Genomic DNA, 23595 nt, shown 5'->3' with positions numbered 1-23595 from the left:
TTTTCTGGCTCCTTTTTTTCAACTTTTTTTCAACTTTTTTTCAACTTCTTTTCAATGAATTTCCAATGTTTATTCACTCATTTGCTGGAACAATCTGGCTTTTGTTTTTTCCCTTGTTTCAATTCCTTCCAGGATCTCAAAAGCAAGGTTTGCCGTAAATTTGTCTTCCGATACAAGTAAATCTTTCAACAGGGCTTCATCGTCCTTCGTGCAGATCTCGCTGAGGGCGCTGGCAGCTTCTGCTTTTACAAAGCGGTTCCAGTCATAAAGCACGTCAAGGAGGGGTTCAATTGCTTTTTTCGGTTTCATTCTTCCAAGGGCTCTTGCAGCCGCCAGCCTTGTAAAATCATCATAATCATAAAGGGCATTGATGAGAGAATCGATTGCATTTTCTGCCTTCAACCTTCCGAGGGCTTCGGCGGCTCCCCAGCGGCCCCCGTTATTTTCATCCGTGAGTGCGGTAATGAGGGGTTTGATGGCCTTTTCTGACTTTATTTTTCCAAGGGCTCTTGCAGCTTCTCCCCGTACAAAATCGACGTTGTCGCCAAGGGTGAGTTCTATCAGGGGCTGGAGGGCTTTTTCGGACTTTATTCGGCCAAGAGCCTCGGCTGCAAGCCTTCGGACCATTCCGTCTTCGGACTGAAGGGCATCTATCAGGGGGTAAAGAGCTTTTTCGGAGTCCAGGTTGCCCAGGGTTTCGGATGCAAGCCTCCGGACCTCTTCATCTTCGTCTTTAAGGGCATTAATAAGAGGCTGAAGGAATTTTTCAGCTTCGGTTTCGTATTCGGTTTCGTATTCGTTTTCGGCTTTGGTTTCGGAGACATTTTCAGATTCGTATTCAGATATATTCCCGAGGGCTTTTGCTGCCTCCCTGCGCACAAATTCATCCTCGTCTTTAAGGGCATTAATCAGAGTATCCAGGATCCGGTGCGATATCTCCTTCGATATGTGATTCCCATTCTGTGTCCTCTTTTCTTCTGTTTTCTCTTCTGTCCTTTTTTCTTCTGATCTCTCTTCAAACATTACTTCTGATGTCCCATCCGTTATCCCGGCTAATTCTATCCGGGCCAGGATTTTTACTACTTCCCGCTTCACAAAATTGTCCCCGGATTCAAAGGTGCAAATCAGGGGTTCGATGGTTTTTTCGAATTCCAGCTTCCCGAGGGACTTTGCGGCTCCCTTCCGGACGAAACGGCTTTCATCTCCCAGGGCGAGAAGAAGCGGGTCAACGGCTTTTCCGCATTCTATCATTCCAAGAGCCCTTGCGGCTTCCATTCGGACTGACTGGTCCTCATCCGAGAGTAAGCTTATCAGGGGTTCAACAGCTTTTTCGGCTCCTATCTGTCCCAGGGCTTCAGAGGCTTCCTTCCTTACGGACTCAGCTTCATCGGTGAGCGCCGAGATAAGGGAATCAAGGGCTTTTTCGGATTCCGGGCTTATCATCCCGAGTGCTTTTGCCGCTTCTCTCCGGACGCAGTGATTTTCATCCACGAGGGCTCCTATCAGGAGCTCGTGAGTTCCTTCGGATTCTATTTCCCCCAGGGCTTTTGCCGCGATCCACCGCACTAACTTGTCTTCGTCTTTCAGGGCTTCTATGAGGATTTCGATAGCTTTTTCGGATTTCATCCGGCCCAGGGCCTCGGCAGCTCCAAGCCGCACAAAATTGTCCCCTTCTTGAAATGCCTTTATAAGGGAGTCTGCGGCTTTTCCGGCTTTTGCCCGCCCAAGGGCTCCCACAGCCCCCAGCCGAACGAAATCATCGTCCGACGTAAGTGCGCTGACAAGGATTTCGAAGGCTCTTTCGGATTCGACCTGCGCCAGGGCTTCAGTAGCTGCCAGGCGGACAGCCCGGTTTTCATCCTCAAATGCGTTCCTGAGCAGTTCGACAGCTCTCTCGGACCCTATTATTCCCAGAGCCCTTACTGCTTCCCGTCGAACCGAATAGTCCTCGTCTCCAAGGGCACCCGTGAGCGGGGGAAGGGCTGCTTCTGATTTTGTCTCCCCCAGTACCCTCACCGCTTCCCTTCGCACAAGGGTCTCTTCATCATGAAGTGCCCCGGCAGCCGCGTCAATCCCGCAGCTTCCAAGGTTTTCAAGGCTCTGGATGACCTTTATTTTTTCCACTGTAAATGGGCTGTCAAGTTTCCCGGCAAGCAATGAGCATACCTTTTCCTTTGTTTCGGGTCCGGCTTTCCCGGCGCATTTTGAGGCAAGCCATAAATCCCCGCTTAAAATTATGGAATCTACCAGTTCATCGGCAGATTCAAGCATTTCTGAAGCTAATACGACAACGTTTTCCCATCCCGGGTGCCTGAATGCTTCCGAGATGTCCTTTCCGTTTCCAAAATACGTTTTCAGCTTTAAAGCTGCAAAATATTCCTGAAAAGCCCGGTTAATTCCGATTTTTATCCCGGAATTTTTTCTGGAAAGGAGCCCCATCTCAGTACAGGCCTGAATCAGCTCTCTGGCCCCAGCCCTGCCGGAGACCCCGGCTTTTGCATATTTCTCCGCTACATCAAGGGCATAAAGGTGGTCGCATGAAACTTTATTCTCACACTGGAGCTTGAAAGCCAGGTCCGTAAGAACATTTTCAATTTCTGTCCTTTCAAATTCTATACTTTCAGATCCTGTCCTTTCAAATTCTATACTTTCAGATCCTGTCCTTTCAAATTCTATACTTTCAGGTTCGGCTTTTTCAAATTCCGTCCTTTCATTACTTTTTCTTCCGGGGCATATGCCGGAGTGCATATTTCCAGAGTTCAGAGAATTTTCTCTTTTTTTCCAATCTCCGAAGAGTTCTGAAATGAAAATCCGGTAAATTTCAGCCCGGCTGGAAGGGACTCCTTTCTGAACCGTCCCTTTCTTAGCTGTTGCAATTTTAAGCCAGAGGTAAAGCATCAGGGGATTTCGGATAAATGGCTTTGATCGGGCTTCTTTCAGGGTCCTGGTTGCCAGGGTTTTTGCCTGTTCCTTGTCCTCTATGTGTTTTTCTATGAATTCCTGGATATTTTCATCTGTCAGCTTTTCAAGTTTGAAAGCCCCAAACGTAGTTTTTATGCTGGCAAAATCTCCGGGCCTTGAAGCAATTACGTATTTGCAGTCTTCGTACTCGGAGATGAAATCGGAAATTTCCTCAAACGGATCAAAATTCTCGGAAGGTGTAAGCAGGTCAAGCCCGTCGAAAAGCAGCAGGGCTTTTCCTTCAAGCAGTTTCTTAAAACAGGGTTCTGATATTCCTTTTTGTTTTGCTGTCGTCCTTACGTAATCGTAAAAAGAGCTTTTTATATAGGAATCAAGGGCTACGTAAATAGGGACGAATCTTTCCCTTTTCTCAAGGCAGCTCCTGGCATAGGAGGTCCCCAGCCATTTAAGGGTTATCGTCTTTCCCGAACCTGCTTCTCCATAAATGATCAGGTTTTTTTCTTTTTCTATGATTTGAGGGATATTGAATTCATGGGTCAGGCATACGTTTTCTTCAAAAAGACGGCGGTGGATTGGAAATATTTCCCTGACCGAATGTGACGTATAATACTTCCCCGTTTCATTCGTACCGTCATCTAAGATTAAGCCCTTCAGGTACTTCTCCAGCTCTCCACCCGGAACATTCTCTTTTAGAGACATAAGGCACCCACTATTTTACAAAGAGTCGCCACAACTCGCCCTTTGCATTAACCTCTTTTTATCCGGATACCTTTTTTAGTTTACCGCTTTTGGCCTATATTCCGGACCTTTCATACCCTGACTTTGTGGTACTGCTTTTCTTTCGCGTCCCGGACCTTTGAGTTTTACTGCCTTTCGTTCGTGTCCCGGACCTTTTCGACGACTTTCTTGTTGTAGGAATTTACTACGTCGCTGCGGGTGATGAGGCCAATGAGTTTGCTTTTGTCTTCGCGGTCAACAACGGGAAGCCTGCCTATTTCCCGGACTGCCAGGCGTTTGAGGACGACGTCAAGGGTTTCGTCGGGGTAGGCAACTTCCACTTCCCGGCTGGAGATATCCCCTATCTTCTTTTCGAGTTCCCCGTACTCAACCTTGCTGCGGAGGTCCGAGAGGGTCACGATCCCGGCGAGTTTGCCTCTGGAATCCAGGACTGGGAAACCTGCGTGGCGGCTGGCCTGCATGAGGGCGATCAGGGTACCCACGTTCTTGTCTTCGGAAACAGTCTGGACGTGCTTGACCATCGCATCCTTCACCAGCATGGAGACCATGATGTCGATTTCCCTGCCTTTGCGGATCTTGAAGCCTTTTTTGCGGAGTTCTTCCGTGAAGATGGACTCGGGGTGCAGCGCATTGGACATCACGTTGCTGAGTACGCAGGCAAACATAAGCGGGAGGATCATGTTGTAGTCCCGGGTGATTTCGAAAAGGATCAGGATGGCGGTAAGGGGAGCCCTCGCCGTTCCGGCAAAGACTGCGGCCATGCCTACAAGGGCATAGGCTCCCGGTTCGGCTGGGATTCCGGGGAAGAGCATGTTTGCAGCAGTCCCGAAAGCGCCTCCGAGCATTGCCCCGCTGAACAGGGACGGGACGATGGAACCTCCCGACCCGCCGGAGCCCATTGTCAGGGAAAATGCAAGGATTTTCAGGACCAGCAGAATGAGAAGGAGGTCCAGGGTAAACTGGTTTTCAAGGGCTGCGGTGATAACCGAATAACCAAGCCCGAAAACCTCCGGGTAAAAAAAGCCTATGATGCCCACGCCAAGCCCCCCAAAGGCGGGTTTGAAAGCGGGGTGAAGGGGCATTTTCCCAAATATCTCCTTCGTAAAATAGAGAGTCCGGATCAGGACGGTAGCGACAATTCCCGCAAGCAGGCCGAGCACCAGGTATAAAATAAGTTCCTGGTAGGGGTTCACAAGCTCATAGTGGGAGATCTGGATCGGTTTTATCCCGAAAACGGTGCTGGAGATCAGGGTAGCGAAGACTGAGGAAATCACGATAGGAATGAAGGTTTTTGTTTCAAGTTCCCCGTAAATTACTTCTACAACGAAGACAACGCCTGCAAGGGGGGCATTGAATGCAGCTGCAATCCCTCCGGAAGCCCCGCAGCCAAGCAGGATCCGAAGCTGCCTTTCCGAACTTTTTGCCAGCCTTCCTACCAGTGCCCCGATCCCTGAGCCTGCCAGTATACCCGGGGCCTCCTTTCCGAGGGACCCCCCGGAACCGATTGTGATTATAGAGGTGAATACTTCCAGAAAGGCGTATAGGGGCTTGATCTTGGCTCCCCGGAGGGTAACGGTCTCGATCAGGCCTTCTACGCCATAATGTTGTTTGATCATGAAATGAGATATCAGCCCTACGATCAGGCCTCCTACCGCAGGCACCAGGATAATCCCGTAATTTGTGTAGTCATGAGTCGGGAGGTCTTCCGAAATCCCAAAAAAGATACTGCTGTATCGGAGAGCGCGGTCGTACAGTCCGATTACAAGCCCTGTCAGGATGCCGATCACGATGGCAAAAGAATTTACCCTGGTGGATTCCGTGTCGAAGCGCTGGGCTATGTGCTCTGTTAGTTTATGGTATTCCGATACATTATGGAACCTGAACTTGGACTCCGGACCGTCTTCCAAATACGTGCGCCTCTTTAGGACTTTTATGCTTCGCTCTTTTCTCGGTAAGCTCGTTTTTCAGGAAAAATAATATCAGGGTTTCCAGGGCTTAATTCTGCCTTAAATACCTTCTTAAGATGAAAGGATTTTCCCTATTTATTTAAACCTATCCTTTTTTAATTTAATTTGATGTTTTGTTTCAACATCTCTATCTTCTTGATGCTATCCCCCTCTCTTCTTTTATATTTATTCCTTTTGTATTTTTATTTTCCGCGGACTTTTATCTCTTTGACATCATCATCATCATTATTACTATTATTATTATTATTATTATTATTATTATTATTATTATTATTATTATTATTATTACTGTTAGTATTGATTGTCATTAGATTCATTTCTTCTCTATAATTTCAAGGACATCGCAGAGCTTTGCTGCGGTATTCCGGACCGTCTGCATTCCCACTGTGTCTTCTTCGACGGGGTTCCAGGCAATGCCTCCGAAGTGGGCGTCGTCTCCTACAATGATCATCCCGTGGATATGCATCCAGTCATGGATGGACTGTATTGTTTTTTCCTGTCCGCCGTTTCTTGACCCTCCTACGGAAAGGGCAGCCCCTACTTTGTTTTTGAGGGCAAAGTTTTTGCGCCGGAGAAGTACGCTGCGGTCAAAAAGGGCTTTGAGTTGGGCAGGGTAATTTCCCATATACACGGGAGCGGCAACGATTATGCCGTCAGCTTCTCTCATTTTTTCATAAACATTTTCCATATCATCTTCGATCACGCAGCAGTCTTTTTCCCGGCAGGCCCCGCAAGCCGTGCAGGGGGCAATCTTTGAGCTAGAGAGAAAAACGCTATCGGTTTCAAAGCCCCTTTCTTCTGCAAGCTTTAGGACGGTTCCAATCATTTTTTCACAGTTCTGTCCCTTTCGAGGACTTCCTGAAATGCCTAAAATTTTCATCGATATCATTTCGGAATTCTTTTATATTAATTTATCATATATTTTCAGTAATAATCTTTTTAAACTCCCGTGTCTTTTCAGTAAAAGTAACTGTAAATCTTCATGTATTTTAAGGAAAAACGCCTGGTAGTGGTATATATACCCCCATGTCGCCATCCAGAAATATATATTTATTATTTTTATATATCTCTCTATGCATTTTACGTAATTTTATATACCAAAACTCAGGTAATTTAAATTACTCTAAATATATAGGAGGTTGGTTGATTGGCTAAATTCTTAGACAAAATCAGCGAAAGAGCAAAAATACTTAACAAGACAATCGTTCTCCCCGAATCTGAAGATATCAGAACAATCCAGGCTGCCGTAAAGGCAACTGAGCGTGGTGTTGCCAAGATCATTCTTATAGGCAAGGAAGCCGCCATAAAGGAACTGGCAGGTGACCTGGACCTTTCAGGAATTACAATCATAGACCCCGAAACATACGAGAACAAAGACAAGTACATTAATGCCTTCTACGAGCTGCGCAAGCACAAGGGAATCTCAATGGAAAACGCAGCAGAAGTCATGAAGGACTACATGTACTTCGGCGTTATGATGGTCAAGCTGGATGAAGCAAACGGTATGGTAGCCGGTGCGTCCCACTCCTCTTCTGACACCCTCAGGCCTGCCCTCCAGATCGTGAAGACCGCCCCCGATGCTGCCCTCGCATCTGCTTTCTTCATCATCTCAGTGCCTGACTGCGAATACGGGTCCGAAGGAACCTTCCTCTTTGCCGACTCCGGCATGGTCGAAATGCCCAGTGTGGAAGACGTTGCAAACATTGCAATCATCTCTGCCAAGACATTCGAACTGCTGGTTCAGGACGAGCCCAAAGTCGCAATGCTTTCCTATTCCACCTACGGAAGCGCCAAGAGCCCCCTGACCGAAAAGACGATTGCTTCAACAAAGCTTGCAAAAGAAATGGCACCCGATCTCCTGATCGACGGGGAACTCCAGGTGGATGCGGCAGTCGTTCCAGCCGTTGGAGCCAAGAAGTGCCCGGGCAGCCCTGTTGCCGGTCAGGCTAACGTCTTCATTTTCCCTGACCTGAACTGCGGAAACATCGCATACAAGATCGCCCAGAGACTTGCCAAGGCTGAAGCCTACGGTCCTATCACCCAGGGACTGGCCAAGCCTATCAATGACCTTTCAAGAGGCTGCAGTGACGAGGATATAGTAGGGGCCGTTGCCATCACATGTGTCCAGTCAGCTGCACAGGATAAATAATCGCAATTGTTTTATCAAAAACCATACATAGTATAATCTACCCGGAAACTGAAGATGTGACCGGAGCCCAGTTGATTAAACTGGAAACAAATGGATTGAACTTGGGGTTTTAAGATGAAAATACTGGTAATAAACGCAGGGAGTTCATCCCTAAAATATCAGTTAATTGATATGACGGATGAATCCGCTCTTGCAGTTGGTCTCTGCGAGAGGATCGGCATCGACAACTCGTTCCTGACCCAGAAGAGGTCTGATGGGAAGAAATACGAGGTGCAGACTGACCTTCCTGACCACAAGGTCGCCCTTGAGGAAGTTATCAAGGCCCTCACCGACGCTGAATTAGGTGTCATCTCCAGCATGTCCGAAATCAGTGCCGTAGGGCACAGGGTCGTGCACGGCGGCGAGAACTTCACCTCCTCGGCTGTGATCAATGAGGATGTCAAGCAGGCTATAAAGGACTGTTTCGAACTGGCACCTCTCCACAACCCACCAAACATGATGGGAATCACAGCCTGTGAAGATATCATGCCCGGTACCCCCATGGTTGCTGTCTTCGACACCGCATTCCACCAGACAATGCCTGCCTATGCTTACATGTATGCCCTGCCCTACGAATTCTATGAGAATTATGCGGTCAGGAAGTACGGTTTCCACGGCACGTCTCACAAGTACGTGGCCATGAGAGCCGCTGCCATGCTTGGCAAACCCGAGTCTGAAGTAAAGATCATTACCTGCCATCTCGGAAACGGTTCAAGCATCACCGCAGTAAACGGCGGCGTGTCTGTTGAGACCAGCATGGGCTTCACTCCTCTCGAAGGCCTGGCAATGGGTACAAGGTGCGGTTCCATCGACCCGGCAGTCGTTCCCTTCCTCATGGAAAAGGAAGGCATGACTACCAGGGAAATCGACACCATGATGAACAAGAAATCGGGTGTCCTTGGTGTTTCCGGCCTGAGCAACGACTTCAGGGACCTGGATGAAGCTGCTTCCAAAGGAAACAAGAGAGCCGAACTCTCCCTGGAAATCTTTGCCTACAAGGTCAAGAAGTTCATCGGAGAGTACTCAGCCGTACTTAACGGTGCTGATGCAGTGGTCTTCACCGCAGGTATCGGAGAAAACAGCGCAAGCATCAGGAAGAGAATCCTCTCCGATCTTGAAGGTCTTGGAATCAGCATCGATGATGAGAAGAACAAGATCAGAGGCGAAGAAATCGACATCAGCACACCTGAAGCCTCCGTAAGGGTCCTTGTCATCCCGACCAACGAAGAACTTGCTATCGCAAGGGAAACCAAAGAACTGGTCGCCATCGATGAAAAATTAGGCGCTTCAATATCTGTCTGAATTGTAAACTTGGAATGGTAAAGGAGTTTTCTCCTTTGCCTTTTTCCTATCTTTTTTCCAGGTTTCAGCGGAGTGTTTTCTGTTCTGTTTTCTATTCTGTTTTCTATTCTGTTTTCTATTCTGTTTTCTATTCTGTTTTCTATTCTGTTCTCTGTTCTGTTTTCTGTTCTGTTTTCTGTTCTATTTTCTGTTCTATTTTCTGTTCTATTTTCTGTTCTATTTTCTGTTCTATTTTCTGTTCTATTTTCTGTTCTATTTTCTGTTCTATTTTCTGTTCTATTTTCTGTTCTATTTTCTGTTCTATTTTCTGTTCTCTGTTTCCGAAGCCTGTGTTCCGGACCCGTAATGGTCTGTTTCTGAATTTCGTTTCGATCCTTCCTCCGTTCTTTCACACCATTTAACTTGACAACTCTTTAAACCAGGATCAAAACCGAGCTATTTATATTGATCAAAGACAACCCTTTATCAAAAAAACGCTATCTCAGGAAAACACTATCTCACGATTAGACATGATCATGGAGCAAAATTCCCCCTTTCCCGAATTAGATGTTGACAGGGAAACCGTTGCAGGTATCCTCGAAGCCGCCAGGGTGAAGGGACAGTATATTCTGGGCCTCGAGTCCCTGGAGATCCTGAAAGCCTATGGTGTCCCGACAATTGGCAGCGCATTCACGGAGACCCTGGAAGATACAATTCGGGAAGCTGAAAATATCGGCTATCCTCTTGTTATGAAAATCGTGTCTCCCCAGATCTCCCACAAGTCCGACGTCGGAGGGATCAGGCTCTCCCTGGAAAACGCCGGGGAAGTGAAAGCCGCCTATGAGGACATGATGGAAAAAATCCCGAAAGAAAAGCCCTATGCCGTCCTCGAAGGAGTCCAGCTCCAGCAGATGCTCTCAGAGGGCAGGGAAGTGATCATCGGCATGGTCCGCGACCCGACCTTCGGGCCCATGCTCATGTTCGGGCTCGGCGGGATTTACGTTGAGATCCTGAAAGACGTCAGGTTTGCCATTGCCCCCCTTTCCGAGCCCGAAGCCCGGGACCTGATAACCGGCATCAAGACCTATCCGCTGCTTGCAGGAGTCCGCGGGGCGAAACCCAGCGATATCGATGCCCTGGTAGATTCCATCCTCAGAATTTCCCGGCTGGTCTGCGACTTCCCGGAGATCGAGGAGTTCGAAATCAACCCTATGATAGTTTTAGATAAAGGAAAGGGCGCTCTGGCTGTGGACATGCGGCTTGTTCTGAAAACGGACTGATTTCAGTCTAAACGATGTTGGAATACTTTCACCAGCCTGCCCGAGAATGCTTTCATTTAACCCCACAAACCGTTTTTCATTCCGGGCGATACAGGAGTTTTCCGCCAGCCTGCTTGAGAAGCACTTCCGTTGACCCCTCAAACCGTTTTTCAGTTTTGATAATATAGAAGTTGCCCGCCAGCCTGCTTGAGAAGCACTTCCATTGATCCTGTAAACCGTTTTTATGCCCTGGATATGTAGGAATTCCCGCCAGCTTGCCTGGCGGCGCCTCCCCAAAAAGAAATAAAAAAGAGATATGAAGAATTGAGCAATTTTCAAACTGTATTTCTTCCTGTTTTATTTACACCCTACCGTTTTTAAGTTATTCAATTATATTTTTCAGTCATCTGTATGTACTTTTCAGTCATCTGTATGCACTTTTCAGTCATCTTGATGTACTTTTCAGTCATCTGGATACACTTTTTTGGTTATTCCAATATACTTTGTGGAAAAGGCCGGTCAGCAAGCTGACCGGTGAGAGCGCCGCTACCTTGAAAGCAAATTGAAAAATGTGTCTCTTTTCTCTTTTTTCTTTTCTCAAAAGCATCGATGACGGAACGTAGGGCGACCGATTCACTGTTTCCGGAATATTTTCCATTCGTCTCCTTCAGATACTCCAATTTTCAAATATGATGGTCCGGGGAAGTTTTCGTCATCATTTGCCGGTGGTCTCGGAATTCTGAGACGTTTTAGCCTCTGGTCACAGTAAAATTATAACAATTGTTTCGTACATACAGAGGGTAGAAAATGAGGTGATTGTACGACCCAGGAAAGGAAAAGATTCGTGCTGGCTGTGGGTATCCTTCTTCTTTCGAGCACTGTTGCCGTCAATCTTCTGCTTGAAGATTCTCCGGTGGTGATCCAGCTTGAAGGAGACACATTCAAGGTTGTGGATATCCCGTATGTGTATACCGTAAAAGAAGCGTATATTCTCCTTTTTTCCGGGTTTTTAGGGGGTCTGGCTCTGGCTCAGGTTCTGCATTATCTGGGTCTTTCCGGGTCTGTTTCTCTTTTGCCGGAGCCTGCGGGGCAGGGAACGGCAGTCAATCTTGCAGCAGAGGCAGTTCCAATGGGGAATTTTGAAGTTTCCCCTGATAATTCTCCTGAAAATTCCCCTGAGGAACTCCGGCCTGCTTTGGATAAAGTTGACCCTACAGACGTTCTTTTACGGGCCCTTGAAGGAGACGAAAGGAAAGCCGTTGAACTTATTGTGCAAAGAGGGGGAAGGATTCTCCAGAACGAACTGGTCAATTCCCTTGATTTTTCCAAGGCCAAGGTTTCCCGCGTGCTCATGAACCTGGAACGGAGGGGCATAATAGACAAGAAAAAATATGGGCTTACCAACTGCATTTCGCTAGCTGATGAACTTAAGGCCGGTGCAGGGACGAAGGGGGAGCTGAAATGAAGAAAAATGTTATAGTTACGCTTCTATTTGCCATCCTTATACTGGCACTGGGGCTCTTCTGGTATTACGGAACAGGGGCTGATGTGCATATCGTGGATATGAATGCTCCTCCTGTTGGAGTCGGAAGCCGGGGACAGCTGGACATTGTGCTTCTGAACAACGGCTCAGAACCCGTGGACGTATGGCTCGAGGTAGAAAATGCTTTTGTGGATGAGAACGGGGAAAGCTATTCGACCTCAAGGCTGATCATTTCCAATGAATCGGAGTCTCTGTGGAGTGCCGAGCTTGTCTCGCTTCAGAAGCCCGTTAAACTTCTCCCCGGAAATAATACGGTCAGTGTAATGCTTGGCTATAAGCTTCCGGGAGAATATGAAGTCGAGGTTAAGGTTTCTGAGGATTCCAGGCTGCTCGATAAGGCCTCGCTGGTTGTGGAGGTCCCTCCCCCTGAGCTCCTTCTGGAACTGGAGTATGAAAAGGAGCGTATGGGAAGCTCTGATGTTTACGGGATATACGGCTACCTTATCAACCACGGGCTAAGCTCCGCGCGGGATGTGTCCACAAACCTGACCGTGATAAACGAACTTACCGGGAAGACGGTCTTTACATCTTCAAGGACCTACGATGTGAGAGGAAATGATAAGAGTGCTCTGTGGACCTGGCCGGACTATCCCTATGCAATTGTGGAAATCGCCCATGGAAAACCCTTCGGAGAATCATATATGCCTGTCCAGAATGTTGTAATCGGAGGAAGTGAGGACCGCTTCAGGATTAATGTAACTTCCACGTGGCAGGACCAGGTAGTTTCTGCCGAATTGCTGCTCCCTCCGGGAGAGGAGGCAGGTGATGCGTATGATTAAGCGATGTGAACTTCTCAGTTGTGGGCATGCAAAACTTTTGCTTCTCTTGATTTTGCTTGCAGGGACCTGTGCCGGTTGCCTTGGCCAGGACCCTCTTGAGGCCAGGGTGGAGAAACTGGTCCGGGGGCTTGGGGATGAGGACCCGAGTATCAGTTATGCCTCAGTTGACGGACTTGTCGATATCGGGGAACCCGCAGTGGATTCACTAATTAAAGCATTAAAAGACGATGATCCCCAGGTGCGAAGCCTTGCTGCTCATGCTCTCGGGGAAATAAGGGCTCAAAAAGCTGCGCCCCCTCTTCTGGAGATTCTCGACGATCCTTCTCCGGAGGTCCGTAAGAATGCATCTTATTCGCTTGGTTTGATTGGAGACACAAAAGCCGTTGAGCCTCTAATCGGGCTCCTGGAGGATGAAGACGAAAAGGTGGTTCTCTATACTGTGGTTGCGCTTGGGCGACTGGGTGATCCCAGGGCTGTCGAACCTCTTGCCGAAATTCTGGATAGTGATAATGACGATGTACGCCGTGAAGCTATGCATTCCCTTGAAGGAATCGGAGATCCGAGGACTATTGATCCTTTTCTTGACCTGTTAGCTGATGAAAAGCTCGGAACTTCGGCAGCCTACACCCTTAGCCGCTTTGAAAGTGAACAGGTTTTTGGAAAGCTCACTGCGCTGCTGGACAGCAGGAACCCCACAACCCGAACCAACGCCATAATAGCACTTGGGAATCTCCGGGACCCTGCTGCTCTTCCCTTCCTGCTTGAAATGCTGGATGACAGGACTCCCGAGGTAAGAAGGGAAGCCGCTTTTTACCTGGGCCTTCTTGAGCCTGAAGAAGCCGCCCCGGCAGAACAGCCCCTGATCAATGCCCTTGAGGACAGTGAAACCGAAGTACAGGAAGCTGCTGCTCGCTCTCTTGGAGGGATCGGAAGCAAGGAAGCAGTACCTCCCCTTGAAGAACTCCTTCAGGATAAGAATCAGAACCTCAAGGTTGCTGCCGTTAGAGCTCTGGGTGAAATTGGAGGTCCCGAGGCTTTTGACTCCCTTATTCCCCTTCTTGAAGACGAGGACTGGTTTGTAAGAGAGAAAGTTGTGGGTTCCCTTGTAGAAATCGGAGACCTCAGGGCGATTGATCCTCTGATTTCTCTGCTTGGGGATGAAAGCTACAGGGTCAGGCGAAGTGCTGCTGTGGGCCTTGGAAAACTTGGGGACGAAAGAGCTGTTAGTCCCCTTCTCATGGCGCTCGAAACCGAAAGGGAAAGGGATGTCCGGGTGGCGGAGGTCCGGGCTCTCGGGGAGCTTGGAGGGCCCGAAGCTGTCGAAGGCCTGCGCCGGATCAGCACGGACATGGATGAATATCGGAACGTCAGGACTGCCGCGGAAGAAGCACTTGGAAAATTCGAGGACGATGGGGAGGTGAATGTCTCTTCTTCTTCCTCTTTTTCCTCTTCTCCCTCTTCTCCCTCTTTTTAATCAGGGGGTTTAGTTTGTGATAAAATGGATTGAATGAAACAAGTTTCGAAGCGAGATCATTTCAAGATTTTATTAGTCTGGCAATAATTGCAAACATCCGGAACCCTGGCGAGGTACTTTGTATCATTTTCTAGGTTTTTTATCGATACTGGTCAAATATTAGCGGAGGCTATGCCAGATTTTGAATATCACTCTAAACTTTCATGAAAATTTGTAAAATTAAAAACTTTGAAAAATTAAAGTGCCCCGGACTGATTAATCCGGAGGCTATGTTCAACATCCTGCTATTTGCAGGAATAAGGAGGAAACAAGAATATGAAGAAATATACAGTCGTTTCACTGGCTGCTCTTACTTTTTTAATTGCAATTGCAACAGGCACTGTAAGTGCGGCAGACACCGTGATTGCAGCAGACACTGTAAATGCGGTAGATACTGTAAGTTCAGAAGATACTGTTAGCAGTAGAACCCTCATTTGTAATGTTGTGGGCACCAATTATGAATGCGGGAGCTGGTCCAATGAACAATATCCAGTAATCGATTTATTTGGCGAGAAGTATGTTCCGTTGTTCGCCAACAACGATGATATCTGGAACGCACGCGTTGACAAGCTTGCCGAATTGGTTCTTGACAGTAACGAAACGTACACCCTTGAAAAAGGTGAAAAACTTGATCTTGGTCGTGGCTACGCTCTCGAAGCCAGGCAGATTACTGATAATATTGATAGTGGGAAGGTCTGGCTCGAATTCACCAGGGACGGACAACATGTTGCCGACCAGAATATCTCAGTTGATTACCAGAATATCTCAGTTGATTCCGAGAACAATAAGACATGGACTGTTTCCCTTGACAATGTTCAGGGAGAAAACGATATCGTTGTCATGAAAGTCCATGTCAGGCAGGCATTCGTGGGTACGGAAAAAAGAATCGTTTGGATCAACGGCATCTGGCTTATTGACTATGCAAATGCCAGAACTCTCAATATCGGGGACAAATTTGGAGAGCTTACACTTGAGGAAATCATCTGCGGAGTAGATGAATCTGACCCGGGAAGTCTTGTTTTCGAAAATGTTTCCGTTTCTGATTTTTCTTCATCTGTCGCTCCCGGAAAGGAACCGGATAAGTCCACTGACAAAAGTACAGGATCGTTCACTTCATGGTGTCGGGACTTGTGGACCTGTATCACAATGAAAAGCAAATTAACGTTTTAAATTGAGATACAATGAAAATTGAGATACAATGAAAAAATTGTAATTTTTTTGGGTTTTTTGCTTCCGGAAACTGGAAAGGAGGTTGAAAGATTTGGAAATAACTGAAGATTTGATACCAGTGCAGGTATTATCACTGCCTGAGGATGTTCCACTGCTTGCAAGGGCTCTTTCAAGGCCCCTTTCAATGCAGATCCTCAAACATCTCCGGGAAAAACAGATGTCTGCAAGCGAGCTTGCAGCAGAACTCGATCTTCGCCTGAACACCCTTAAATACAACCTTGACGCGCTGGAAGAAGCTGGCCTGATAACGGTCCGGAAGGTAAAATGGAGCTGTAAAGGCCGTAAAATTAAGGTCTACGCTTTTTCGGAGCAGCCAATTTTACTGCTTCCCCGGGCAAAAACAAATGAATATTCTTCAACCTTTCACTCTCTTGAGGAAATTAGGGGTGAACTTTGCCAGAGGTGAACTTCGTCAGCCAGGAATGGTTTGGAATTAAGCCTTATCAGAATTAAGCCTTATATTGGCTCAGGTAAGTCTTTAATCGGCTCAGGTAAAAATCAGGACAAAGTAGCCCCCCACAAAAAGGACGAGTATCAGAAAGCTTTCCCAGCCTATCCCTCCTATGCCGTGTCTTTCCCTGTCCAGGAGCCCCATGACCAGGATCGCACTCAAGATCAGGGTCAGGGTGATTATGAAAGTCTGGCTTCCGGTAAAGACGTGGTATACGGAGCCTTCCGAGTAGGCAAAGTCCACGAGAGCCACGGTGAGCACGTCAAAGGTATTTCCTCCAACGATGTTGCTTACGGCAAGGGTCAGGGCTCCTTCCCGAACTGCCGAAAAGGTGACTATAAGTTCCGGAAGCGAGGTGGATACTGCCGTAAAAAGCCCCCCTACGATGGTTTCCGAAAGCCTGGTTTCCTCGGCAATGACGATACCCGTTTGTGCAACCATGTAACCTGCTACAGCTACGGCAGCTGCGAGTATCAGGAACTTTGCCGAAACGCTCTTTTTGCTCAGGGTCTCGCTTTCGAAGTAGCGGACCCTGTCTTCAACGGTAAAGGCCGTATGTTTCGGAGCCCACATCTTCCTCGCCTTCGCTTTCCAGATAAGCCGGATCCCGGCAACATATGCGAGTATCACAAGGACCGAGGCCGGATGGATGCCTATAACCGAAACTTCAGGAGAAAAGGCTAAGAGAAGGATGAAGGAGAGCAGGATTATCAGGAGCATTCCCTGCATCAGGCTGGTGTAGGACGCTGCTGCATGTTCCAGGTTTGCTTTCCTGTAGCTGATGTCGGCAAGGGCAAGAAAGGTTGTCTGGGCAAGGATTCCCCCGATGGCATTGCTGACCGCAAGTTCCGGGTGGTTCTGGGCAGCGGCAGTAATTGAGGTTATAATTCCTGAAAGGGAGGTAATCGCCCCGAGGAGTATTCCTCCTACCATTGCTTCTCCCAGGCCCGTAAGGTCTGCAAGCTGGTCAGCGGTCCTGCCCAGCCGGGTCCCCGCTACCCCTATAACAGCAGTAGAGATTATAAAGAGTGTCAGTGCAGCAGGCAGGTCCATTGCTTTCCCACTTCCCCCATTTTCCCCTTTTCTTACGGCTTTCTTGCAGCTTCCTTCCTACTTCTTTCGGACTTTCTTCCAGTTTACTTCCATCTTACTTTCAAATCACTCTGTTTACTCCCATCTCACTTTCAGATCACTCTGTTTCTATCTTATTTTCAGATCACTCTGTTTCTATCTTATTTTCAGATCACTCTGTTTCTATCTTATTTTCAGATCACTCTGTTTAAAAAACGTCCGGTGAAAACAAGTCCGGAAAATATAGCGGGAATAAAAATAATAAAAACAGAACTAAATGGGAAAAATAGGGCACCTTCGCGCCCGTTTCAATCCACCAGTTCAATGGCATCTGTCGGGCAGACGTCTATGCACTGCTCACATTCGGTACAGTCGTCGGGCCGGGCTACTACTGCCCTCTTCCCATCTTCCGTTTCTTTCACATCATATACGTCTGTTGGACAGACGTCGTAGCACTCAAGTGACCCCACACATTTGTCGTAATCGATTTTCGGATACATTTCTTACCCCCAATTTTTATTTACTTTCTCGATATTTGTTAAGAGCTTCAATGGATTTCCAATAGGTTTCCAATAGGTTTCCAATAGGTTTCCAATAGGTTTCCAATAGGTTTCCAATAGGTTTCCAATAGATTTTCAATAGATTTTTTCCCGTAATTTCAGTCTTCAACAAGTTCAATGGCGTCTTCCGGACAGGCATCCACGCACTGTTCACATTCGATGCAGTCGTCGGGACGGGTCACTATTGCTCTCTTCACTTCCTCTTTCTCTCTCGCATCAAAAACGTCAGCTGGGCAGACCTCGTAGCAGGCGAGGGCTCCGGTGCATTTTTTATAATCAATTACAGGATACATTCCTTTCCCCCATTTTCAGATTATTCTCACTCTTTTAATCCCATTCTTTTAATCCCGCTCTTTTAGTCCCACTCCTTTTAGTCTCAATCAATCTTAATGTCCACGGTATCCGGGGCTTCCCTGTACGGAGCTGTCACTATGAGTTTTCCGTTTGAGTATTTTGCCACAGCTTTTTCCGGGATAACCGGGCAGCAGAAAGCGTAGGTTCCTACGTATTCAACCCCGGTTTCTTCCCTTTTTGCCCTGATAAAGAACCCGTCTTCGACCATCTTGAACTCGATGCTTTCTTTCTCGACTCCCGGTAGGTCGATTTCGATATCCATGTTTCCCTGATCGTCCGAACATGAAAACACGTCAGGAGACATTTTTACCATTGCCATTCTTCATCCCCCCTCCAAAGGAATTCCAGAATAAATTCCAAATAATAATAGCTGGATCGCTTTATTTATAATTTGTGAACAATAAATCCCGGACAAATAATGCCGGAACAAATGCCTGTTTCCGAAACCCCGTCCTTCGAGTATAGTCCCGAACTTAAATATTTACACTTGCTTTATAACCACGGAAGACACGGAAAGCACGGAAGGATTGTGCCCCTATTTCCTTTATTCCGTGTTTTCCGGGCTTTCTGTGGTTAAACTTTAAATTGAGATTGGTGAAATAATTAGGGTACTTGACTATAGTCGCTCCCTTCACTTCTGTTATCCTGTTTCTTCTGTTGTCCTGTTTCTTCTGTTATCCTGTTTCTTCTGTTATCCTGTCACTTGTCACTCCCAGAGCCCTCTGTTTTTGTCTATAAGGGCGTGCTGGGTTTCTATCCTTGAGCGGGTGTAAATGAGGGCTGCTGGGTGGTAGATTTTCAGTACCTTCCTTCCGTCAATTTTTTCGGGGACCCCCCATTCCATTTTTTTCCCGGGGCAGTAGGCTTTTTCGGCGGTGTTTCCCAGGAGGATTACGACTTTTGGGTCGAGAAGGGTAATCTGAGCGGCCAGGAAGGGTTTGCAGGCTTCAAGCTCGCTTTTTTTCGGGTTCCTGTTTTCCGGGGGGCGGCATTTGAGGGTGTTGATCACGGCCCAGTCTTCCTCCGAAAGCTTCATATATTCCAGCATTTTGTCAAGCTCTTTTCCGGCTCTTCCGCAGAAAGGGATTCCTTTTTCGTCCTCGTTTTTTCCGGGAGCTTCCCCTATGAAGAGCACTTTAGGGGTTCGAGAGCCTTTCCCTATTACCTTGTTGGTTGCGGTTTCATGGAGGGGGCAGTTTTTACAGGCAAGAATGGCTTCTTCGACGCCCGAATATCCGGTCTCCACAAGTTCCCGAACCTCTTTTTCAAACCCAGCTTTTTTTTCGAAACCGGCTCCTTTTCCAAAACCAGCTTTTTCTTCAGAATCTTCATTGTTTTTTTCCACGGCTGCCATGGCTTTCCACCTGCTTTAGCATTTTTCCTGATGATATATAAGCAGCTCCCGTAAGCTTCTTTCCCGGACATTCCTCTATTTTTTTATTTTTTCTAAAGGTCTTGTATAAAATCGATCTCCCTCTCGTGAGCTTTAAATTAGAACAAACTTATTTATGGAAAAAATCCTTAGACAAAGGTAAACAGTGCTGAGCAAACAAAAAACGTAGATAAATATCTTGACTTTTATTAATTATTCACAAAGGCGTGCTGAGGGTACATGACTTCCAGAGACTTTCTTACAATCGATGACTTTGACATAGACGGAAAGACAATTCTTGTAAGGGTTGACCTGAACTCTCCCATGGATCCGGATGGGAACATCCTGGACGATATGCGGATAAGGAGCCATATTGCCACCCTGAAGGATCTTGAAACTGCGAAAGTCGTCCTGCTCGCGCACCAGAGCAGGCCGGGGAAACAGGACTTCACCGTCATGAAGCCCCATGCCCACCTGATGAGCAAGCACCTGGGCAGGGAGGTCCGATATGTGGACGATATCTTCGGGACCTTTGCAAAGACCCATATCGCTTCCATGGAAGACGGGGATGTCCTCATGCTCGAGAATGTCAGGTTCTATTCCGAAGAGACCCTTTCCAGGTCTGCGGCCGAACATGCGGAGACATACCTGGTAAAGAAACTGGCACCTTTTGTGGATATTTTCCTGAACGATGCTTTTGCGGTAGCCCACAGGTCTCACCTCTCCGTGGTAGGCTTTACCGAAGTCCTTCCGACAGGTGCGGGCAGGGTAATGGAAAAGGAGATAACTTCCCTGGACAGGGGGATAAAAGGCGGGGAGAGGCCCTGCATCTTCGTGCTGGGAGGGGCAAAGGTGGACGATTCCCTCAAAGTGGCTAAAAACGTGCTTTCCAGCGGCGGGGCGGACAGGGTTCTTTTCACCGGCGTGGTTGCAAACGTGGCCCTTGAGGCTTCCGGGGTGAACATAGGGAAAATCAACCTGGAGTTTATAAGGTCCCAGGGCTACGAACCCCAGATAGATCTGGCAAGGGAATTACTTGCAAAATTCGAGGACCGGATCGGGCTTCCAAAGGATGTGGCCCTTAATGACGGAAAGAAAAGGGTTGAGGTGCAGGTCTCAGAACTTGGCCCCGACTCCCTCCCGATCAACGATCTTGGGCTGGAAACCATTGTGGAATTTTCCAATGAAATCGAAAATGCAAAAACCGTTGTCCTGAACGGGCCTGCGGGGGTCTCGGAAATCGAGAATTTTGCCCTTGGGACCCATGAGATCATCAAGGCTGCGGTGAAGTCCGATTTTTCCATCATAGGAGGCGGGCACATTTCCGCAGAAGTCACTCACCTGGGCCTGGGGGACCGTTTCTCCCACATCAGCACGGGTGGAGGGGCCTGTATCGATTACCTTGCAGGCGAAAACCTGCCCGGGGTCGAAGCCCTGAAAGCCGCTGCCCTGAAATACCAGGAAGCCAAAGAACTATGACGATTTTGTGAATATTTTTTCCGTAATTTTTACTTACTTTTTACTTACTTACTTATTTATTTATTTATTTATTTATTTATTGATGTTGTTGGTGTTATTGATGTTTTGATGTTATTGACGTTTTGATGTTTTGATGTTATGATGTTTTGATGTTTTGATGTTTTGATGTTATTGATTTTCAAACAAGGGGTGTTGGTTCATACATGCTTACGGAAACAGAAGGAAAGACTGCAGTTAAACTTGCAAGGGCAACCATCGAATCGTACTTTGAAGGAACAGGAAAAGAAGACTTTGAACCTCCGCTGGGGGACTTTGACCTCTCGCCCGTCTTCGAAGAACAGAGGGGAGTATTCGTCACGCTTACCGAACACGGGCTGCTAAGGGGCTGTATAGGACACCCGTACCCGGATTCCCCGCTTAAAGAGGCAATTGTCGATTCCGCAATATCGGCAGCAACCCGGGACCCCAGGTTCCCTCCAGTCGGAAAAGCCGAGATGAAGGAAATTGTCGTAGAGGTAACTGTCCTGACGCCCCCGGAAAAAATAGATGCCATCCCCGAGGAGCTTCCCGAACTGATCGAGATCGGAAGGCATGGGCTTATCGTCAAGCAGGGCTTTTATCAGGGCCTTTTGCTACCCCAGGTCGCCCCGGAAAACAACTTCGATGCCCTCGATTTCCTGAGCCATACCTGCATGAAAGCCGGCCTGTCCCCCGACGCCTGGCTTACTGGAGCCGAAGTCTACTGGTTTGAAGGGCAGATCTTCAAGGAAAAGGAATCCGGGGGAGAAGTGTTCGAGGAGAAGTTCTGAATTTTCGGCTGCGTCAGCTTCTGGATTTTTTTCCATGCCGCGCAGGAGAAAGCATATCTGGAATATTTCCTTTAGCTCGGAGTCCGTTTTTCAATTAGATGTTAACGGGTGCCTCCGCCAGCTTGCCTGGCGGCCCTCAGCAAAAAGAAATGAAAAAGATTTCTGAAAATGAATATTTTTCCGGTTGTATTTGGTTCGGTTTTGTTTGCACCCTCGCAGGTTTTGGGTTTTATGTAGGTAATTAGGCTCAATATCCCTTATTCTGATTGGAAACAGTTGGGGTTTTCTAAGAGTGTATCTTATACTGAGTGGAAGAAAATGGGGTTCTCAAAAGGTACACTCCATTACATGAAGAAGAATGCTGAAGCGGATAAACCGTTTAGCTTGAATGCTCATTTAAGGGAAAGGCTAGAAGGATGGGGAATATAGAACTCAGCACAGGTCAGAACTCCTTATGCAGTGGTGAATATTACAACTACAGATACATCATCAATTGTGGATTAATTTCATACGAACAAATTAGGGAAAGCTAAATATGCCAACTCATACAAAATATTATTGGTGATTTAAAATGAGAAAAATTGCAATTTTAATGGGATTACTAATCTTAATTGGATTAAGTTGCAATGCTATGGCAGCAGCACCAAACTCAGGAGATGGAATGCCAGACGGTTCAGGAATGGATAATCCAATCCATAATGGAGATCCAAATCCAGTAATAGACTTTAAAGGTCCAGCACCAAACTCAGGAGATGGAATACCAGACGGTTCAGGATTTTAATATATTTTATTATTTTAAGTCTCAACCCTGCATAAGGAATCTAGCTGAAGATTCCGATTTTTTTCATTTTTTTTGGAATATTTTTTAGTGTGTTTATTTATTTCAGTCGAATACCCCGTTGCTTGCAGCGGGGTGCTCCAGCGCAACTTTTATTATGAAACACAAATCTAAATGCATTTTTATTATGAAGTGCATAATTTGACTCTGTTCCAAAATCTAGTGATTTTTGCATTTCTTGATTGAAATTCTGAATTCGCAAGAAGAATCAAGTCTTTAATCAAAATCAATATTCGAAATCAAAAGACCTTGATCCATAAGTCTTATCACAAGAATTGTAACCAATTAGAAAATCCAATGATTTTTAATTTTACATTTATCGCTGGATTTTGGTACTGAGTCCATAATTTGATAGATAAGTACAATTATAGCTATTAAAACTAAAAGCACATTTGGTCTAAGTGTGTCTCAAATAGATGTTTCAGATGGAGATCTTATTGTTTTTATTTGGTATCATTGTAGGAATTAGTTTAGGTCTTTTAACAAATTCACAAGTAAAGGAAATCAAGGCATAGCTCAGTGGTACTTTAGTGATAAATTATGAAAGACAGGAGTGAGTAAAATGGGTGAATACGAATTAACGGACATTGAAAAAAAAGCCATGGATAATTGGATAATGTTAAATATACTCCCACAAAAAACACCAAATAAAAATTACACAAGTTATGCACTTAAAATTCTTTTTGAACAAGCACCAGATGGTTTCTTTATCACAAATAAGCAGTTTAAAGAAGCGATGGTCAGATGTAATTTCTTACCTGTAAATAAAAATAAATTAAATTGGGAATTCCGAATTTCCCTAAAATCTCAGGGTTGAAATAATCTAAATGAGGTTGTGAACCTAACATATATTGAAAAAGCTTATCCAATTTTCCCAGGTAAAGGAAATGTTGATGGTCCATTTGTATTCGGTTGATATTATATTAAGTAATAAGAATAGGGCCTTAAGCTCCTTCTTTCCGTGCCGCGCAGGAGAAAACATATCTGGATTATTTCCTTTAGCCCGGAAACCGTTTTTCAATTAGATGTTAATGGATGCCTCCGCCAGCTTGCCTGGCGGCCCTCAGCAAAATAAAAAGAGATCTGAAAAAGACTATTTTTTCCGGTTGTATTTGATTCGGTTTTGTTCGCTCCCTTGCGGTTTTTTTGGAAAGTTTCGCAACCTTCTGCTTGGCTTGCTTGCTTACATCGTAAGAAGTGGTTTGTCCTATCCACTCTCGGGGAATAATGCACCAAATTAT

At 46.5% G+C, this 23595-nt stretch carries 20 protein-coding genes; 12 read left to right on the top strand and 8 right to left on the bottom strand.

Translation table 11 applies throughout. The features are described from left to right. Positions 1-69: 69 nt before the first annotated feature. The 3 genes from MSMTP_RS13165 to MSMTP_RS13155 form a co-directional block, all read right to left on the bottom strand. Positions 70-3621: a HEAT repeat domain-containing protein gene (locus MSMTP_RS13165; RefSeq protein WP_048180265.1), complete on the bottom strand. Its 3552-nt coding sequence runs from the start codon at positions 3619-3621 to the stop codon at positions 70-72. A gap of 164 nt (positions 3622-3785) precedes the next feature. After that, positions 3786-5567 (bottom strand): chloride channel protein, encoded by a 1782-nt coding sequence (locus tag MSMTP_RS13160; RefSeq protein ID WP_048180262.1) that lies wholly within the window; start codon positions 5565-5567, stop codon positions 3786-3788. A 373-nt stretch (positions 5568-5940) separates the two neighbouring features. Further along, on the bottom strand, positions 5941-6507 hold the full coding sequence (locus MSMTP_RS13155; protein WP_048180259.1) for a flavodoxin family protein: 567 nt from the start codon (positions 6505-6507) through the stop codon (positions 5941-5943). 267 nt (positions 6508-6774) lie between these two features. Here MSMTP_RS13155 and pta point away from each other — a divergent pair, with 267 nt between their 5' ends. From pta to MSMTP_RS13110, 8 genes are all read left to right on the top strand, one after another. Continuing rightward, the gene (pta, locus tag MSMTP_RS13150) at positions 6775-7776 is read left to right on the top strand and encodes a phosphate acetyltransferase (RefSeq protein WP_048180257.1); all 1002 of its coding nucleotides are present in this window, start codon (positions 6775-6777) and stop codon (positions 7774-7776) included. A 114-nt stretch (positions 7777-7890) separates the two neighbouring features. Then, positions 7891-9117, top strand: a complete 1227-nt coding sequence (locus tag MSMTP_RS13145) for an acetate kinase (RefSeq protein ID WP_048180255.1) — start codon at positions 7891-7893, stop codon at positions 9115-9117. A 515-nt stretch (positions 9118-9632) separates the two neighbouring features. Then, positions 9633-10376 (top strand): acetate--CoA ligase family protein, encoded by a 744-nt coding sequence (locus tag MSMTP_RS13140; RefSeq protein WP_231582780.1) that lies wholly within the window; start codon positions 9633-9635, stop codon positions 10374-10376. Between the two features lie 823 nt (positions 10377-11199). Continuing rightward, positions 11200-11820 carry a MarR family transcriptional regulator gene (locus MSMTP_RS13130; protein ID WP_048180248.1) on the top strand — a complete coding sequence of 207 codons (621 nt, stop codon included), beginning with the start codon at positions 11200-11202 and terminating at the stop codon, positions 11818-11820. Then, positions 11817-12677, top strand: coding sequence for a hypothetical protein (locus MSMTP_RS13125; RefSeq protein ID WP_048180245.1), 861 nt, complete (start codon positions 11817-11819; stop codon positions 12675-12677). Before MSMTP_RS13130 ends, MSMTP_RS13125 begins: the two co-directional genes overlap by 4 nt. Beyond that, a complete protein-coding gene (locus MSMTP_RS13120) occupies positions 12664-14151 on the top strand; it encodes a HEAT repeat domain-containing protein (protein WP_231582779.1) in 1488 nt (495 codons plus the stop codon). The genes MSMTP_RS13125 and MSMTP_RS13120 overlap by 14 nt, the downstream gene beginning before the upstream one ends. Before the next feature lie 315 nt (positions 14152-14466). Further along, on the top strand, positions 14467-15360 hold the full coding sequence (locus MSMTP_RS13115) for an S-layer protein domain-containing protein (protein WP_052718403.1): 894 nt from the start codon (positions 14467-14469) through the stop codon (positions 15358-15360). A gap of 118 nt (positions 15361-15478) precedes the next feature. After that, the gene (locus MSMTP_RS13110; RefSeq protein WP_231582778.1) at positions 15479-15826 is read left to right on the top strand and encodes a transcriptional regulator; all 348 of its coding nucleotides are present in this window, start codon (positions 15479-15481) and stop codon (positions 15824-15826) included. Positions 15827-15907: 81 nt separating this feature from the next. On the opposite strand, the gene MSMTP_RS13105 is transcribed toward MSMTP_RS13110, so the two are convergent. From MSMTP_RS13105 to MSMTP_RS13085, 5 genes are all read right to left on the bottom strand, one after another. Further along, on the bottom strand, positions 15908-16924 hold the full coding sequence (locus tag MSMTP_RS13105; RefSeq protein WP_048180231.1) for a sodium:calcium antiporter: 1017 nt from the start codon (positions 16922-16924) through the stop codon (positions 15908-15910). Positions 16925-17250: 326 nt separating this feature from the next. Then, entirely contained in the window at positions 17251-17442 is a 192-nt protein-coding gene (locus MSMTP_RS13100; RefSeq protein ID WP_048180228.1) for a ferredoxin family protein, read from the bottom strand. A 158-nt stretch (positions 17443-17600) separates the two neighbouring features. Then, positions 17601-17795, bottom strand: coding sequence for a ferredoxin family protein (locus tag MSMTP_RS13095; RefSeq protein ID WP_048180226.1), 195 nt, complete (start codon positions 17793-17795; stop codon positions 17601-17603). Between the two features lie 83 nt (positions 17796-17878). Next, positions 17879-18175 (bottom strand): Hsp20/alpha crystallin family protein, encoded by a 297-nt coding sequence (locus MSMTP_RS13090; protein ID WP_048180223.1) that lies wholly within the window; start codon positions 18173-18175, stop codon positions 17879-17881. Between the two features lie 387 nt (positions 18176-18562). Beyond that, positions 18563-19210, bottom strand: coding sequence for a uracil-DNA glycosylase family protein (locus MSMTP_RS13085; RefSeq protein WP_082090621.1), 648 nt, complete (start codon positions 19208-19210; stop codon positions 18563-18565). A gap of 258 nt (positions 19211-19468) precedes the next feature. Here MSMTP_RS13085 and MSMTP_RS13080 point away from each other — a divergent pair, with 258 nt between their 5' ends. The 4 genes from MSMTP_RS13080 to MSMTP_RS13070 all read left to right on the top strand — a co-directional run bounded on the left by MSMTP_RS13080 (position 19469) and on the right by MSMTP_RS13070 (position 23171). Next, complete coding sequence (locus MSMTP_RS13080; protein ID WP_048180212.1) at positions 19469-20707, top strand: phosphoglycerate kinase; 1239 nt, start codon at positions 19469-19471, stop codon at positions 20705-20707. Between the two features lie 203 nt (positions 20708-20910). After that, entirely contained in the window at positions 20911-21516 is a 606-nt protein-coding gene (locus tag MSMTP_RS13075) for a TIGR00296 family protein (protein ID WP_048180209.1), read from the top strand. Positions 21517-22087: 571 nt separating this feature from the next. Continuing rightward, positions 22088-22297, top strand: a complete 210-nt coding sequence (locus MSMTP_RS19410; protein WP_156153836.1) for a hypothetical protein — start codon at positions 22088-22090, stop codon at positions 22295-22297. Between the two features lie 619 nt (positions 22298-22916). Then, positions 22917-23171 (top strand): hypothetical protein, encoded by a 255-nt coding sequence (locus MSMTP_RS13070; protein ID WP_048180207.1) that lies wholly within the window; start codon positions 22917-22919, stop codon positions 23169-23171. Positions 23172-23595 lie beyond the last annotated feature (424 nt).

Source organism: Methanosarcina sp. MTP4, assembly GCF_000970045.1.
Taxonomy (GTDB): Archaea; Halobacteriota; Methanosarcinia; order Methanosarcinales; family Methanosarcinaceae; genus MTP4.
Note: the sequence above shows the minus strand (reverse complement) of the source record. Positions and strands in the feature narration are given on the sequence as shown.